At 54.3% G+C, this 14,941-nt stretch carries 16 protein-coding genes and 1 riboswitch; of the genes, 13 read left to right on the plus strand and 3 right to left on the minus strand.

From position 1 onward, the window contains the following. The 3 genes from ACLU9Q_RS07275 to ACLU9Q_RS07285 form a co-directional block, all read left to right on the plus strand. Window positions 1-491: hypothetical protein (locus tag ACLU9Q_RS07275; RefSeq protein ID WP_296928356.1), on the plus strand; the 491-nt coding region annotated here is incomplete at its 5' end. Between the two features lie 21 nt (window positions 492-512). Further along, complete coding sequence (locus ACLU9Q_RS07280; RefSeq protein ID WP_296835578.1) at window positions 513-1,004, plus strand: cation transporter; 492 nt, start codon at window positions 513-515, stop codon at window positions 1,002-1,004. A gap of 30 nt (window positions 1,005-1,034) precedes the next feature. Further along, window positions 1,035-1,952: a hypothetical protein gene (locus ACLU9Q_RS07285; RefSeq protein ID WP_296908558.1), complete on the plus strand. Its 918-nt coding sequence runs from the start codon at window positions 1,035-1,037 to the stop codon at window positions 1,950-1,952. A gap of 85 nt (window positions 1,953-2,037) precedes the next feature. Here ACLU9Q_RS07285 and ACLU9Q_RS07290 read toward each other — a convergent pair whose 3' ends face one another. The 3 genes from ACLU9Q_RS07290 to ACLU9Q_RS07300 form a co-directional block, all read right to left on the minus strand. Continuing rightward, window positions 2,038-2,466, minus strand: a complete 429-nt coding sequence (locus tag ACLU9Q_RS07290) for an aspartate carbamoyltransferase regulatory subunit (protein ID WP_296838819.1) — start codon at window positions 2,464-2,466, stop codon at window positions 2,038-2,040. Beyond that, window positions 2,460-3,386: an aspartate carbamoyltransferase gene (gene pyrB / locus ACLU9Q_RS07295; protein ID WP_296838821.1), complete on the minus strand. Its 927-nt coding sequence runs from the start codon at window positions 3,384-3,386 to the stop codon at window positions 2,460-2,462. Before pyrB ends, ACLU9Q_RS07290 begins: the two co-directional genes overlap by 7 nt. 108 nt (window positions 3,387-3,494) lie before the next feature. Further along, a complete protein-coding gene (locus tag ACLU9Q_RS07300) occupies window positions 3,495-3,872 on the minus strand; it encodes a putative ABC transporter permease (protein ID WP_296838823.1) in 378 nt (125 codons plus the stop codon). Window positions 3,873-3,971: 99 nt separating this feature from the next. Next, window positions 3,972-4,073, plus strand: a riboswitch (THF riboswitch). Window positions 4,074-4,214: 141 nt separating this feature from the next. On the opposite strand from ACLU9Q_RS07300, the gene ACLU9Q_RS07305 reads away from it, so the two are divergent. Genes ACLU9Q_RS07305 through ACLU9Q_RS07350 form a run of 10 tightly spaced genes read left to right on the plus strand, consistent with a single transcriptional unit; the run spans window position 4,215 to window position 14,939 of the window. Beyond that, on the plus strand, window positions 4,215-4,763 hold the full coding sequence (locus ACLU9Q_RS07305; RefSeq protein ID WP_412624862.1) for a folate family ECF transporter S component: 549 nt from the start codon (window positions 4,215-4,217) through the stop codon (window positions 4,761-4,763). 4 nt (window positions 4,764-4,767) lie between these two features. Next, the gene (locus ACLU9Q_RS07310; protein WP_412624864.1) at window positions 4,768-6,120 is read left to right on the plus strand and encodes a bifunctional folylpolyglutamate synthase/dihydrofolate synthase; all 1,353 of its coding nucleotides are present in this window, start codon (window positions 4,768-4,770) and stop codon (window positions 6,118-6,120) included. A 13-nt stretch (window positions 6,121-6,133) separates the two neighbouring features. Beyond that, on the plus strand, window positions 6,134-6,691 hold the full coding sequence (gene folE, locus ACLU9Q_RS07315) for a GTP cyclohydrolase I FolE (protein WP_296838830.1): 558 nt from the start codon (window positions 6,134-6,136) through the stop codon (window positions 6,689-6,691). 2 nt (window positions 6,692-6,693) lie between these two features. Then, a complete protein-coding gene (locus ACLU9Q_RS07320) occupies window positions 6,694-7,176 on the plus strand; it encodes an HD domain-containing protein (protein WP_412624866.1) in 483 nt (160 codons plus the stop codon). Continuing rightward, entirely contained in the window at window positions 7,173-7,979 is an 807-nt protein-coding gene (gene folP, locus ACLU9Q_RS07325; RefSeq protein WP_412624868.1) for a dihydropteroate synthase, read from the plus strand. The genes ACLU9Q_RS07320 and folP overlap by 4 nt, the downstream gene beginning before the upstream one ends. Then, the gene (gene folK, locus ACLU9Q_RS07330) at window positions 7,972-8,787 is read left to right on the plus strand and encodes a 2-amino-4-hydroxy-6-hydroxymethyldihydropteridine diphosphokinase (protein WP_412624870.1); all 816 of its coding nucleotides are present in this window, start codon (window positions 7,972-7,974) and stop codon (window positions 8,785-8,787) included. The genes folP and folK overlap by 8 nt, the downstream gene beginning before the upstream one ends. Beyond that, window positions 8,784-9,929, plus strand: coding sequence for a prephenate dehydratase (pheA, locus tag ACLU9Q_RS07335; protein WP_412624872.1), 1,146 nt, complete (start codon window positions 8,784-8,786; stop codon window positions 9,927-9,929). Before folK ends, pheA begins: the two co-directional genes overlap by 4 nt. Further along, complete coding sequence (locus tag ACLU9Q_RS07340; RefSeq protein WP_412624873.1) at window positions 9,926-11,236, plus strand: ATP-binding protein; 1,311 nt, start codon at window positions 9,926-9,928, stop codon at window positions 11,234-11,236. Before pheA ends, ACLU9Q_RS07340 begins: the two co-directional genes overlap by 4 nt. A 34-nt stretch (window positions 11,237-11,270) precedes the next feature. Next, entirely contained in the window at window positions 11,271-12,788 is a 1,518-nt protein-coding gene (locus ACLU9Q_RS07345; RefSeq protein ID WP_412624874.1) for an exopolyphosphatase, read from the plus strand. 12 nt (window positions 12,789-12,800) lie between these two features. Then, complete coding sequence (locus tag ACLU9Q_RS07350) at window positions 12,801-14,939, plus strand: RNA degradosome polyphosphate kinase (protein WP_296908555.1); 2,139 nt, start codon at window positions 12,801-12,803, stop codon at window positions 14,937-14,939. Window positions 14,940-14,941: the final 2 nt, after the last annotated feature.

Consider the following 14,941-nt stretch of genomic DNA (forward strand, 5'->3'; position numbering starts at 1 on the left):
ATCTTACAAAAGGACTTGCAGGAGTGCTTGCAGCAGGAATGATCGCAGGAGGGGCGCTGACCGCTTTCGCGGCAGAAAACGATACGCTGACAGTGACATATGCAAAAGATTCCCGGTATGTACTGAGCATCCCGAAAACTGTGACGCTGAGTGAAACAGTAAGTGTTGCTGCAGAGCCGATCGCACTTACAGAAAGTAATGTGGCATCAGGTAAGAAAGTGGCGGTTACTGTTGCAAGCGGAATAGCAGGCGGCAAGGTAACGCTTACAGATTCTGCAGATGCGACAAATACGATAACATCCACCGTCAGCCTGAGCGCAGGAGGGGAAGCAATCGCAGATAACGCAGTGGTGGCAGAGTTTAAAGGAAATTCTCTGGAGGCAGAGACCGGAACCGGTACGTTACATTTCGCTGCTCTTGGAACGGTAGGAGCAGGAAGCTACAGCGGACAGATCGTGTTCACTTCATCAGTTGTAGACAGCACAAACTAAGCACCGGGAGGCGGCATAGGCATGGAAACAGGGAAAAAATGGAAAAAGAGAGCTGCGGGCGCGAGTCTCGCAGCGACTGTCCTGGCAATGTCCGTCTGCACAGCGTATGCCGCTGACGGCAGCCAGTCGCAGTCCATGCAGCTCACCATCCAAAAGAATGCGTCCTACACAATGTCCATCCCGGCGAGCCAGGATATCACTTTCGGGACGGTGGACACAGAAATCGGCAGCCTGTCTGTGACAGGGGAGATCGGAACAAAGCAGGAGGTCCGTGTCAGCGTGGATACCACGGAATTTACGGACACGGCGGATGACGGGAACCGCTTCCCGTTTGCACTCTGGCAGGGAGGCACGGCATTTACCGGGAAGAACTGGAGCAGTAAGGAATTGGAAAACGGTGGGACATCTGTCTCGCTGACAGTCCACATCCCCAGCGAAACGTGGGGGAAAACCAGTCCGGGCACCTACCGGGCGTTAGTCACCTTTGCGGCAGAGCTTGCTGATACACAGTAAGACCGGAAATTTCAGAGAGGAGACGGGAAAGTGGGATTTTTAAAGAAGAGGATCCGGACACTGGCGAAAGCGGCGTCGCTGTGCCTCCTGCTCGCAGCGCTCCCGGCACCTGCACAGGCGCAGGAAACACAGACCGTGCAGGACAGCCAGGCGGCGCAGGAAACACAGACTGCGCAGGACAGCCAGACCGTGCTGACCACAAAGGTGAACGGACATCCGGATACTGTGGAAAAGGGCAGCGGGGAAGTGACGCTTGACGACGGGACGGCTGTGACCGTGGAAGGGGACAGCCTGCCGGACGGGCTGCTCTTCGTGGTGGAGCACATACTGGAGGAAGAAAACGGGGAAATCCATGACTGGATCGAAAACTGCATGGAAGGGCTTGGGACGAACCTGCGCGTCTACGACATTTATTTTGTGGACAGCAACGGACAGCGTTATGAGGTGAACGGACAGATCACCGTTACCATCGGCCTGAATGGTGGATACAGAAACCCGTCCGTCTATTATGTATCCGGACAGGGCAGCGTGACCCGGATGGAGAGCAGCGTATCCGGCGGTAAGATTTCCTTTGCCACCACACACAACAGCTATTATGTGCTGGCGGAGCAGCCGGAGGGCGGAAACGAAACGGAAGCGCCGGATGAGACAGAAACGGGGACAGAAACGGAAGCTCCGGATGAAACGGAGACGGAGACAGAAACGGAAGCGCCGGGCGAAACAGAGTCGGAAACAGAAACCGAAAAAACGGGCGGAAAACAGACGGGGAACACGGGAACATCCGGGAAAACACCAGGCAATTCCTCCGGAAGCGATGCGAAAGGAGCCGCAGCAAAAACCGGGGATGAAACAGACCTGATGCTGTGGATACTGCTCTGCGGAGGCTCGGTAATGGTTCTGCTGGTCTGCGCGGCAGGAAAAAAGAAAAAACAGCGCCGTGTGCCATGAATATGAAATTTATTCTGCAAAGTAAAGGGCTATGAAATTCGGAGGTTTTCCACTCCGTTTTTCACAGCCCTGTTTTTCAGTGATTTTATTTTCCGCGGTATTTCTCTTCGCAGTATTTGCAGCGGTACACCTCTTTTTCCGGGTCTGTCAGGATAAAGATATGGTCTAATTCCTGCTCGATGGAGGTGATGCAGCGCGGGTTTTTGCATTTGATGACATTCACAATCTTTTTCGGGAGAGAAAGGTCCTTTTTCTCCACGATTTTTCCGTCCTGGATGATGTTGATGGTGATGTTATGATCGATGAAGCCGAGGATGTCCAGGTTCAGCATATCGATCGGGCACTCCACCTTGATAATGTCCTTTCTGCCCATCTTATTGCTGACGGCGTTTTTGATGATCGCCACGGTGCAGTCCAGCTTGTCCAGCCGCAGATAGTGGTAAATGGTCATGCTTTTTCCGGCTTCGATATGGTCGAGCACGAAGCCCTCGTTCAGTGCGCCTACGTTTAACATGTGGTATCCCTCCATTTCAGCAGTGTGAGAATCAGTGCCATTCTTACATAGACACCGTATTGTACCTGTTTAAAGTAAACGGCGCGCGGGTCGTCGTCCACCTCCACGGAAATCTCGTTGACGCGCGGGAGCGGGTGGAGCACCAGCATGTCCGGTCCGGCAAGCGCCATTTTCTTTTTGTCCAGAATGTAGAAATCCTTCATGCGCACGTAATCTTCCTCGTTGAAGAAGCGCTCGCGCTGTACGCGTGTCATGTAGAGCAGATCAAGCTTCGGCAGCGCCTCCTCCAGGCGGACCACCTCCTCAAACGGGATATGGTTTTTCTGAAGAACATCCTCGCGGATATAGCTGGGAATGCGCAGCTCCTCCGGGGAGATCAGGATGAATTTCACGTTCGGATAGCGGATCATCGCGTGGATCAGAGAGTGGACCGTGCGCCCGAATTTCAGATCGCCGCAGAGACCGATGGTGAGGTTGTCAAGCCGTCCCTTCAGGGAGCGGATGGTCATCAGATCGGTGAGCGTCTGTGTAGGGTGCTGATGACCGCCGTCGCCGGCATTGATGACCGGGATGGAGGATTTTGTGGAAGCGACCAGCGGCGCCCCCTCCTTCGGGTGGCGCATTGCGCAGATATCGGCGTAGCAGGATACCATGCGGATGGTATCGGAAACGCTCTCGCCCTTGGAGGCGGAGGAGCTGGCGGCCGAAGAAAAACCAAGTACATTGCCACCCAGATTCATCATTGCTGCTTCAAAACTGAGTCGCGTTCTTGTACTTGGTTCATAAAACAAAGTGGCTAATTTTAAACCATCACATTTGTGAGCGTAGGCTTTCGGATTGGCTTCAATATCGCCTGCCAGATCCAGAATGTCGTTCAGCTCCTCAACGGAGAGGTCCAGAGGGCTCATTAAGTGTCTCATAAATTGCATCTCCTTTTCCCATGTTTTCTCGCAGGCTGCATGACAGGCGGCAGACCTGCTGATCGTTACAAGTATACACTATAATGGGCTGGAAGGGAAGAACAAAAATCATGATTTTAAAATCTTTTCATAAAAAAGCCCGGTGAGGAACCATAAGGGCGCGTAGTCCAGGCGGATCAGCCCGCGGTAATTCAGCTTCGCGTCGCTGTAATCCCATGGACAGATGCCCCTTTTCTGCAGGAAGGATCCAGTCAGATATTCCATGCTGAAAATGCCGCTCATATAGATCAGCCCGCGCTTTATCACGCCGAGCGGAGCAAAAAGCACCGAGAGCGGGCGGATGACGGCAGCCATGCCGTAGATGGGAAACATCCAGATCGAGGACTGTCCCATCAGCTTAAATTCCCCGCGGCGGAGGGAATCGAGGCTGGTCCAGAGAATTTCCAGACACCAGCCGAATACGCCGCATTTCAAAAAGTTTTTCATAGTGTGAGTATGCACAGATGCGGCGAAAATTATGCGTAACAATGCAACTTAGTATTGAAAATCGCGGGCACTGTGGTATAATGTCGATAAATAAATAATAGCGAAGTAGGAATAAGCGCGTTAAGTTGTCAGCGGCTGGGGAGTCGCCCTGAACCGAAAAGTCCCGACGGGGCTTGCGATGCTTTTTCCGCACCCGTTGCTACATATATGAGAACGCCTCATAGTGTGGAGGGAATATTATTTATCTACTCTAAATGCCCCGTCTGTATGTCGGCGGACGGCGGTGTTTTCGGGGCGGATAAGGTTTATCCGTTGAAATCACATTATGGAGGTGTTATTTTTATGGAAAGAAATAACAAGACGACAATCGAAACACGTACACTGGTATTTATGGCGCTTCTGGTTGCCATGCAGATCATTTTGAGCAAAGTGATCTCGATCGACCTTGGCTTTGCGCGGATCACGATCAGCAGCCTGCCGACCATTCTCGCCGGACTCTGGTTCGGTCCGCTGGCCGGCGGCTTATGCGGCATGGCGGCGGATATTCTCGGCTGTCTGCTGAAAGGCTATGCGGTCAATCCGCTGATCACGCTCTCCACGATGACCTGGGGCATTATCCCGGCGCTGATGCAGCCGTTGATGAAGGGCGCAAAGCTTCAGAAAATGCTGTATCTGTGCCTGTCGATCGTGTGCTGTGCGGTTCTGGGGACACTGGTGCTGACGACAAGCGGACTGGTGCTGATGAACGGTTACGATCTGCGTGCGATCCTGCCGGGCAGACTGATCCAGTGCGGGACGATGATACCGGTGTACTGCGTCCTCACAAATCTTCTGTATTACAGCCCCCTGACTGCTCTGGTCCGCGGCGATGCGGCGCGCAGGACGGTGTAGCGGTATGGATTATAAAGAGGCGAGGGCGTACCTCGACGAGGCGGGAAAAACCGGGAGTATTCTGGGACTTGAGAGTATGCGGGCGCTGCTAAAGGAGCTTGGCGATCCGCAGGATGCGCTGAAATTTATCCATATAGCCGGGACAAACGGCAAGGGCTCTGTGCTGGCATACCTGTCCACCATTTTAAAGGAGGCGGGATACCGCGTGGGGCGATACATTTCACCGACGCTGTTTTCCTACCGGGAACGCATCCAGGTAAATGAGGAATATATTACAAGAGAGGCGCTTGCAGAGCACACGACATGCATCCGCGATGCGGCGGCGCGTCTTAAGGCGGCGGGAAAACCGCAGCCGACGGTATTTGAGATAGAGACCGCTCTGGCATTTTTGTATTTTGTGCAGGAAAAATGTGACATCGTTGTGCTGGAGACGGGGATGGGCGGCGACACGGACGCCACAAATGCGGTGCAAACGACGGTGCTGGAGGTGCTTGTCTCCATCAGCCGCGATCATATGCAGTTTCTTGGAAACACACTGGCGGAGATTGCCGCGCACAAAGCGGGCATCATCAAGCCGGGCACCGCGGTGGTGAGCGCACGTCAGGAGCCGGAGGCGATGCAGGTGATCCGGGAAACGGCTGCGCAGCAGCGGGCGAAGCTTTGCATTGCGGACGTGGTGAAGGCGACGGACGTCTCCTGCGGACTTTGGAGGCAGAGCTTTTCCTACGGCGGCTATAAAGACCTGGAGATTCACCTTGCTGGCACCTGTCAGATCGAAAACGCGGTCGTTGCAGTGGAGGCGGTACGCGCGCTTAATAGCCTGGGCTTTAAGATCACGGAGGGGCAGCTGCGGGCGGGGCTTTCAAAAACTGTCTGGCGCGGACGCTTTACGGTGCTGAATGAAAAGCCGCTTTTTATCATCGACGGGGCGCATAACCGCGGCGCGGCAGAGCAGCTAAAGGCTTCCATTGAGACTTATTTAAAGGGCAGGCGGATCATTGCGATCTGCGGCGTTTTAAGGGACAAGGAATACGAAGCGGTTCTGAAAACGGTGGCTCCCTACATAAAAGAAATGATCACGATCGAGACGCCGGACAATCCGCGGGCGCTGCCGGCGGAGAAGCTGGCGGAAATTGCAGGAAAATATATCCCGGAGGTGCATGCAGCCGGAAGTATCGCGGAGGCTGCTGCGGAGAGCATCGCGAAGGCGGAGAGGGAGGATGGCGTGATACTGGCGTTCGGTTCCCTGTCGTTTCTGGGGGCGCTTGCCGGGGAAGCAGAGAAGGTTACTGCGAACGGAGTGAACAGTAACAAGATCAACTGCGGCGGAGAAATGCCGGTCCGCTGCAGAGGATGAAGGAGAAAATGTCATGATGGATCAGGATAAAATCAGAGAGGGCGTAAGGCTGATATTAGAAGGAATCGGCGAGGATATAAACCGCGAGGGGCTGATCGAGACGCCGGACCGCATCGCGCGCATGTATGAGGAGATCGCGGGCGGCATGTATGAGGATGCCGGGGAGCATTTAAAAAAGCGGTTCCATGTGGAAAACAGCGATATGGTCATGGAAAAGGACATCACCTTTTATTCCATGTGCGAGCATCATATGCTGCCGTTCTGGGGAAAGGCGCATGTGGCGTATGTGCCGAACGATTGCGTTGTGGGGCTGAGCAAGATCGCCCGCACAGTCAATGTATTTGCGCGCAGGCTGCAGCTGCAGGAGCAGCTTACCGCACAGGTGGCGGATGCCTTTATGGAGCATCTGGCGCCGCAGGGCGTTATGGTGATGCTGGAGGCGGAGCATATGTGCATGACGATGCGCGGCGTGAAAAAGCCGGGCACAAAGACTGTCACCGTCGTCACCCGCGGCATCTTTGAAAATAATGAGGCGCTGCAGAATCAGTTTTACCGGATGCTGGAGCGATAGCGATGGAGCGGGTAAATAAGATACTGGAAAACAAAACCTACCGGTCGTATTTAAGAGAGATAGAGGAATGTGAAAGGACACGCGTTTTCTGCCGCCACAATATGGCGCACTTCCTGGATGTGGCGCGGATCGCGCAGCTTCTGAACCTGGAGGAGGCGGTGGGACTTTCAAAGGAAATGATCTATGCGGCGGCGCTGCTGCACGATATCGGCAGGCATCTGCAGTACCGGGAGGGGACGCCGCACGAGCAGGCGAGCGTACTTTTGGCGCCGCAGATTTTAAAGGAGTGCGGTTTCACGGAGAGCGAATCAGCGGAAATCCTGGAAGCGATCAGGCAGCACCGCAATGCAGGCATTCGCGAAGAAAGAAATCTTTCCGGGCTTATTTACCGGGCGGATAAGCTTTCAAGAAGCTGCTTTGCCTGCCCTGCAGAGCCGCAGTGCGACTGGAAAAACGAGAAGAAAAACTGGAGGATCATACTATGAAAATCGGAAACCGGGAATTTCGGGAGACGGGACACACATACATTATGGGGATATTAAACGTGACGCCGGACTCCTTTTCAGACGGCGGGTGCTGGAATAATCCGGAGGCGGCGCTTGCGCACACGGAGCAGATGATCGCGGACGGCGCGGACATTATTGATATTGGCGGTGAGTCCACCAGACCGGGCTACACGATGCTGAGCGACGAGGAGGAGATCGCCAGGGTGACGCCGATGATCGAGCTGGTAAAGAAGCATTTTGATATTCCCATATCAGTGGATACCTATAAGAGCGCGGTGGCGAAGGCTGCGCTGGAGGCGGGCGCAGATCTCGTCAATGATATCTGGGGACTGAAATACGACGCGGCGCTTGCGGGCGTCATCGCACAGGCGGGCGTGCCCTGCTGTCTGATGCACAACCGGCAGGCGGCGGATTACACGGACTTTCGAAAAGAGCTGCTTGCGGATCTGCGGGAGACGGTGGCGATCGCAAAGAAGGCGGGGATCGCCGACGATAAGATCATTCTCGATCCGGGCGTTGGCTTTGGCAAAACCTACGAGCACAATCTGACAGCGATCAACCACCTGGAGGAGCTGCAGTCTCTCGGCTACCCGGTGCTGCTTGGTACCTCACGCAAGTCGGTGATCGGGCTGACTCTGGACCTTCCGGCGGCGGAGCGCGTGGAGGGCACGCTGGTGACGACGGTCTTCGGAGTGATGAAGCAGGCGATGTTTGTGCGCGTCCATGATGTGAAGGAAAATGCCAGGGCGATCAGGATGACGGAGGCTATTCTTCATGGATAAGATCATCATCAAAAATCTTGAGGTCTTTGCCAACCACGGCGTATTTCCGGAGGAAAACGTGCTTGGGCAGAAATTTGTGCTGTCTGCCGTGCTCTTTACGGACACGCGCACGGCAGGCATGACGGATGCCCTGGAATATTCTATCCACTACGGAGAGGTTAGTCAATATATAACGAAATTTATGCAGGAGCACACGTTTAAGCTGATAGAGGCGGCGGCAGAGCAGCTCGCACAGGAGCTGCTTCTTGCGTTTCCGCGTCTGCAGGCGATACAGCTTGAGGTGAAGAAGCCGTGGGCGCCGGTTGGCCTGCCGCTGGAGACGGTGAGCGTAGAGATTACGCGCGGCTGGCACACGGCGTATATTGCGCTCGGCTCCAATATGGGAGATAAACAGGCTTATCTTGACGGCGCGGTGGAGGCGCTGCGAAAGACGCGCGGCTGCCAGGTGGAGGCGGTCGCGGATTATATCGTCACGGAGCCTTATGGCGGCGTAAAGCAGGACGATTTCTTAAACGGCGCGCTGAAGCTTCGCACGCTGCTTACGCCGCAGGAGCTGCTTCTTCGTCTGAACGAGATAGAGGCGGAGGCGGGGCGGGAGCGCGTTGTTCATTGGGGACCGCGCACGCTCGACCTCGATATCCTGCTTTACGACGACGCGGTGATCGACACGGAAACGCTTACCGTTCCGCATAAGGAGCTGCATCTGCGCGATTTTGTTCTGGTTCCGCTTGCGCAGATCGCGCCGCACGTGCGGCATCCGCTGCTTGGACGGACGATAGAGGAACTGAAGATGGAGGTGGTCAGATGACAGAGTTATCCGTTTTACGGGGGGAGCTCGACGTGATCGACAAACAGATCGTGGAGCTTTATGAAAAGAGAATGGCAGTCTGCGAGAAGGTCGCGGAATATAAGATACAGACCGGAAAAAAGGTGTTTGACAAGGAACGTGAGGATGCGAAGATCGCCGCGCTGACGGCGCTGACGGACAGCGATTTCAACAGTCACGCCATCGAGGAGCTTTTCCGGCAGATCATGTCGATAAGCAGAAAGCGGCAGTACCAGCTTCTCGCGCGCGAGGGGGTGATCGGCAGGCTGCCGTTTACGCAGGTGGAGAGCATTGAAAAAGAGAATATCCGCGTCGTGTTCCAGGGCGTGGAGGGCGCCTACACGCAGGCGGCGATGAAGAAGTATTTCGGCGATAGGGTAAATTCCTTTGCGGTGGCAAAATGGCGCGACGCGCTGGAGGCGATCTCGGAGGGCATGGCGGATTTCGCGGTGCTGCCGATCGAAAATTCCACTGCGGGCTTCGTCAGTGAAATTTATGATCTGCTTCTGAAATACGACGATTACATTGTCGGCGAGCAGATCATCCGTATTGAGCATACGCTGCTGGGACTGCCGGGGACGAAGCTTTCCGATATTAAGACGGTCTGCTCGCACGAGCAGGGACTGATGCAGTGCGAGGAATTTTTAAACGAGCACCGCGACTGGCAGCAGGTGGCAGTGGACAACACGGCGATGGCGGCGAAAAAGGTCGCAAAGGAGCAGGACGCTTCGCAGGCGGCGATCGCGAGCGCTTTTGCTGGCGAGGTGTTCGGGCTGGAGGTGCTGAAAGAACATATTTCCACGACAAAGGGCAACTCCACGCGCTTTATCATTGTCTCAAACCAGCGCATTTTTGAAAAAGACGCCAACAAGATCAGCATTTGTTTTGAGACGCCGCACAGAAGCGGAGCGCTGTACCATATACTGTCGCATTTTATTTACAACAATCTGAACATGAGCAAGATCGAATCGCGCCCGATCCCGGAGCGGAACTGGGAGTACCGGTTTTTCGTGGATGTGGAGGGTAATCTGAACGACAGCGCTGTGAAAAATGCGCTGCGCGGTATTACGGAGGAAGCGGCAAACGTAAAAATCCTCGGAAATTATTGCGGAGGGAAAATATGACCGGAAATACAAGAGTGGAAGAACTGCTGGTATACCGTAAATTTAAGGACGCCAAGGTTTTTGACAATATGGTCTGGGTGATGGAAAATCTCGATTACGACGGCAGCGAGCAGTATGGAATGGATACCCTGCGGGGCGTATACTATGACTGCATCAGCGGCCTGGTGGAGATGGCCGGTTCCTATGGCTTTGAGGGCAACCTCTGGCACAACTATCTGACCTATCTGCTGGTGAACCATGAAAATGCATTCAGCACCTCCTGCGAGATCGTGGGAAAGGTGGAGGGCAGCATCGTCGACATCGCGAGACACGATTTTGAGATTTTTCGCGGTCTTTATGCGTTTGACCTCAGGGAGATCGAGAAAAAAACCGGCATAACCGCGATGCGCTGCCTGATGGATTACCGGAATATCGACCGCAGCAGCAAGACCTTCAATAAGCGTATCCGCGACCGCATCTGCAGCCTGACGCTTTTACTGGAGCAGTCGGGAGATGTGGACGAATTTATGGAGCATATGATAGATTTTTACAAGGATTTCGGCGTCGGAAAGCTGGGGCTTCACAAGGCGTTCCGGGTGGAGCGCACCGACGGGGGCGTGGAGATCGTGCCGATCAGGAATATCGCGCATGTACATCTGGACGACCTGGTGGGCTATGAGATCGCGAAGAAGAAGCTGATCGACAACACGGAGGCGTTTGTGAGCGGGCGGAAAGCGAATAACTGCCTGCTGTTCGGCGATGCGGGCACCGGAAAATCCTCCAGCATCAAGGGCATCTTAAATCAGTATTATGAGCGCGGGCTGCGCGTCATCGAGATTTATAAGCATCAGTTCCAGGAGCTGAACGACGTGATCGCACAGATAAAAAACCGCAATTATAAGTTCATAATTTACATGGATGACTTGTCTTTTGAAGATTTTGAGATAGAATATAAGTATCTGAAAGCGGTGATCGAGGGCGGACTGGAGAAAAAGCCGGACAACGTTCTGATCTATGCGACGTCGAACCGCCGTCACCTTGTGCGGGAGAAATTCAGCGACAAGGAAGATCGCCGGGACGATCTGCATTCCTCCGACACCGTGCAGGAAAAGCTTTCCCTGGTCAACCGCTTCGGCGTGCAGATTTTCTTCTGCGCACCGGACAAAAAGGAATTTCAGAATATCGTCAGGGTGCTGGCAGAGAAAAACGGCGTTGCACTTCCGGAGGAGGAGCTTCTGCTGGAGGCGAACAAGTGGGAGCTGTCCCACGGCGGGCTTTCCGGCAGGACCGCACAGCAGTTTATCGATTATCTGCTCGGACAGATGTAAAGGCATTATATCGTAAGCAAGGAGAAAACATGACATGGCAGTGAAAATGTTTGCATCCATTGATGTGGGTTCCTACGAGGTAGGAATGAAAATCTTTGAATTTCCGGCGCGGCACGAGATGAAAGAGATCGATTGCGTGCGTTACCGGATGGAGCTTGGAAAGGACACCTTCAATACCGGCAAGATCAGCGTGAAAAAGATCGAGGAGCTCTGCAGCGTCCTGAAGGATTTTGTGCGGATCATGAACGGCTACAAGGTAACGTCATACCGTGCCTGTGCGACCAGCTCCGTGCGGGAGGCGGAAAACCGTATGCTCGTTCTGGAGCAGGTAAAGCGGGAGACGGGGCTTAACCTGGAGATCCTTGACAATTCCGAGCAGCGCTTCCTGGATTATAAGTCGATCGCGTTTGGGGAGAAGGATTTCTACAAAATCATCCAGAACGGAACCGCGATCGTGGATGTGGGCGGCGGAAGTATCCAGATCTGTCTGTTTGACAACGACAAGCTGGTGACAACGCAGAATATCCGTATGGGGCATCTGCGTATCCGTGAAAAGATGGCGGATCTCGTACGCCACACCCTTCATATGGAGGAGATGGCGGAGGAGCTTATCAACAACGAGCTTGCCAGCTTTAAAAAAATGTACTTAAAGGACCGTGAGATCAAAAATCTGATCGTTGCCGGCGACTATATCCTGGAGCTTCTCGGAAAGCCAACCGTGGACGCCGCGCAGTTTATGGAGATGTATGAACGGGTGATCGAGATGCGTCCGGAGGAGATCGCGCGCGAGTACGGCATTCCGTCTGAGAGCGCTTCCCTGGTGCTGCCGTCCGTCACCATCTACAAGCGACTGATCGAGGAGATGGGAGCGCAGACCATCTGGATGCCAGGTCTTTGCTTAAATGACGGCATTGCCTGCGATTATGCGCAGCGAAGCAGGCTGATCCGCATGGAGCATAATTTTGACGATGATATCATCGCCGCGGCGCGGATCATCGCAAAGCGCTATCAGTGCAACAAGAGCCATATCAAAAATCTGGAAAATCTGGCGCTGCCGATTTTTGACAAGATTAAAAAATTCTCCGGGCTGGACGCGCGCCAGCGGTTATTGCTGCAGATCGCGGTGATCCTGCACGGCTGCGGAAAATACATCAACCTCTCCGACGGCGCAGAGTGTTCCTACAGCATTATCATGGCGACCGAGATCATCGGGCTGTCTAATAAGGAGCGGCGCATGATCGCAAATGTGGTAAAATATAATACGCTCGATTTCACTTACGAGGATATTATGATGCAGCCGGGACTTGGGGAGAAGGAGTATCTGATCATTATGAAGCTGACGGCGATCCTGCGTGTGGCGAACGCCCTTGACCGCAGCCACAAGCAGAAATTCAGTCAGGTTCGCTTTACGCTGAAGGAAGCGGAGCTTCAGATCCACGTGGAGACGACGGAGGATATCACGCTGGAAAAGGGACTGTTTCCGCCAAAGGCAGATTATTTTGAAGAGGTATTTCATATTCGCCCGGTTATCCGGCAGAAAAAGACGATGTAGGAGGGAAAGGCAATGGATATGGATTTCACGAAACCGGAATACTATCGGAACCGGGAGGACAGCTGGATCAGCTTTAACGAGCGCGTGCTGAGCGAGGCGCGCGATAAAAGCATCCCTCTTTTTGAGCGCCTGAAGTTTTTGAGCATCACCGCGTCGAACTTTGATGAGTTTTTCATGATCCGCGTGGCTTCTCTGAAGGATATGGTGCACGCCGGTTATACAAAACATGATATTGCAGGCATGACGGCGTCCGAGCAGCTGGAGCTGATCTTAAAGCGCGTGCAGGAGGTCGTTGCGCTGCAGTATTCCACCTACAACCGCTCGCTGCTTCCGGCGCTGAAGCAGCAGGGGCTGGAGGTCGTTACGAAGCATGAGGACTTAAACCGCGAGCAGAAGGCGTATGTGGATCGCTATTTTGAGGAAAATGTTTATCCGGTGCTCACGCCGATGGCGATGGATTCCTCGCGCCCGTTTCCGCTTATCCGCAACAAGACACTGAACATCGGTGCGCTGATCTCCAAAAAGGAGGAGGGCAAAAAGGAACCCTCCATACAGTTTGCGACCGTGCAGGTGCCGTCCGTGCTCCCGCGCATCATTGAGCTGCCGAAAGAAAAGCCGGAGAAGCGTTCTGTGATTCTGCTTGAGGAGATCATTGAGCGCAACATCGGTAAGCTGTTTTTAAGCTACGACGTAGTCTGCGCGCACCCGTACCGCATCATGCGCAACGCCGATCTGACGATCGAGGAGGACGAGGCGGCGGATCTGCTCAAGGAGATCCAGAAGCAGCTCAAGAAGCGCCAGTGGGGCGAGGTCATCCGCCTGGAAGTCGAGGACGGCATGGACAAACAGCTTCTGAAGATCCTGAAAAAAGAATTCAACATTAAAGGTGACGATGTGTTCCATATCAGCGGACCGCTCGATCTCACGTTTCTGATGAAGATGTACGGTCTGTCCGGCTTCGACCATCTGAAGAACAAGCCCTACGTTCCGCAGCCGGTTCCGGCGCTGATGAACTGCAGCGATATCTTTGCGGCGATCCGCGAGGGCAATATTCTGCTGCACCATCCGTACGTGACGTTCGATCCGGTGGTGGATTTCGTGCGCCAGGCGGCAAAAGATCCGGATGTGCTGGCGATCAAGCAGACGCTCTACCGCGTCAGCGGCAATTCACCGATCATTGCTGCGCTCGCGCAGGCGGCGGAGAACGGCAAGCAGGTATCCGTTCTGGTGGAGCTGAAAGCGCGCTTTGATGAGGAAAACAATATCGTCTGGGCGAAAATGCTGGAAAAGGCGGGCTGTCATGTCATTTATGGTCTGGTCGGTTTAAAAACACACAGCAAGATCACGCTGGTAGTGCGCCGCGAAGAGGACGGCATCCGCCGGTATGTGCATCTCGGCACCGGAAATTACAACGATTCCACGGCAAAGCTCTACACGGACTGCGGTCTTTTAACGTGTGCGGAGGCGATCGGCGAGGACGCGACCGCTGTGTTTAATATGCTTTCCGGCTACTCGGAGCCGAAGCACTGGAACCGGCTTTCGCTTGCGCCGATATGGCTGCGCAGCCGTTTCGGGGAGCTGATCCGCCGGGAGACGGAGCACGCGCGGGCAGGCGAACCGGCGCATATTATTGCAAAGATGAATTCCCTGTGCGACAGGGAGATCATCGCCCAGCTCTATGAGGCGAGCGCGGCAGGTGTGAAGATCGAGCTTATTATCCGCGGCATCTGCTGCTTAAAGACCGGTATTCCGGGCGTCAGCGAGAATATCACGGTGCGCTCGATCGTCGGAAACTTCCTGGAGCATGCGCGTATTTTCTACTTCCACAATAACGGGCAGCCGGAGATCTTCATGGGCAGCGCGGACTGGATGCCGCGCAACCTCGACAAGCGTGTGGAAATCCTTTTCCCGCTGGATAACGACGAGATTAAGGAAGAGGCATTTCATATTTTAAAGATCCAGCTCGCGGACAATGTCAAGGCGCACATCCTGCAGCCGGACGGCACCTACGAGAAGATCGACAAGCGCGGAAAGGTACTTTTGTGCGCGCAGGACTATTTCTGTGAAGAGGCGGTAAAGCGGGTGGCAAAGCCGGCGGATCCGGTCCACGACCGCGTATTTATCCCGGCGGAGCCGGTGTCGGAGGAGTAAGG

This window comes from Marvinbryantia sp. (assembly GCF_047017445.1).
In the GTDB taxonomy this organism is placed as follows: Bacteria; Bacillota; Clostridia; order Lachnospirales; family Lachnospiraceae; genus Marvinbryantia.

What these genes read in the sequence shown, in the direction of transcription:
- ACLU9Q_RS07340 (WP_412624873.1), top strand. Translation starts at nt 9,926, where the DNA reads ATGACCGGAAATACAAGAGTGGAAGAACTGCTGGTATACCGTAAATTT.
- ACLU9Q_RS07290 (WP_296838819.1), bottom strand. Translation starts at nt 2,466, where the DNA reads ATGTTAAACGTAGGCGCACTGAACGAGGGCTTCGTGCTCGACCATATC.
- ACLU9Q_RS07300 (WP_296838823.1), bottom strand. Translation starts at nt 3,872, where the DNA reads ATGAAAAACTTTTTGAAATGCGGCGTATTCGGCTGGTGTCTGGAAATT.
- folP (WP_412624868.1), top strand. Translation starts at nt 7,173, where the DNA reads ATGAAAATCGGAAACCGGGAATTTCGGGAGACGGGACACACATACATT.
- pyrB (WP_296838821.1), bottom strand. Translation starts at nt 3,386, where the DNA reads ATGAGACACTTAATGAGCCCTCTGGACCTCTCCGTTGAGGAGCTGAAC.
- pheA (WP_412624872.1), top strand. Translation starts at nt 8,784, where the DNA reads ATGACAGAGTTATCCGTTTTACGGGGGGAGCTCGACGTGATCGACAAA.
- ACLU9Q_RS07320 (WP_412624866.1), top strand. Translation starts at nt 6,694, where the DNA reads ATGGAGCGGGTAAATAAGATACTGGAAAACAAAACCTACCGGTCGTAT.
- ACLU9Q_RS07280 (WP_296835578.1), top strand. Translation starts at nt 513, where the DNA reads ATGGAAACAGGGAAAAAATGGAAAAAGAGAGCTGCGGGCGCGAGTCTC.
- ACLU9Q_RS07310 (WP_412624864.1), top strand. Translation starts at nt 4,768, where the DNA reads ATGGATTATAAAGAGGCGAGGGCGTACCTCGACGAGGCGGGAAAAACC.
- folK (WP_412624870.1), top strand. Translation starts at nt 7,972, where the DNA reads ATGGATAAGATCATCATCAAAAATCTTGAGGTCTTTGCCAACCACGGC.
- ACLU9Q_RS07305 (WP_412624862.1), top strand. Translation starts at nt 4,215, where the DNA reads ATGGAAAGAAATAACAAGACGACAATCGAAACACGTACACTGGTATTT.
- folE (WP_296838830.1), top strand. Translation starts at nt 6,134, where the DNA reads ATGATGGATCAGGATAAAATCAGAGAGGGCGTAAGGCTGATATTAGAA.
- ACLU9Q_RS07345 (WP_412624874.1), top strand. Translation starts at nt 11,271, where the DNA reads ATGGCAGTGAAAATGTTTGCATCCATTGATGTGGGTTCCTACGAGGTA.
- ACLU9Q_RS07350 (WP_296908555.1), top strand. Translation starts at nt 12,801, where the DNA reads ATGGATATGGATTTCACGAAACCGGAATACTATCGGAACCGGGAGGAC.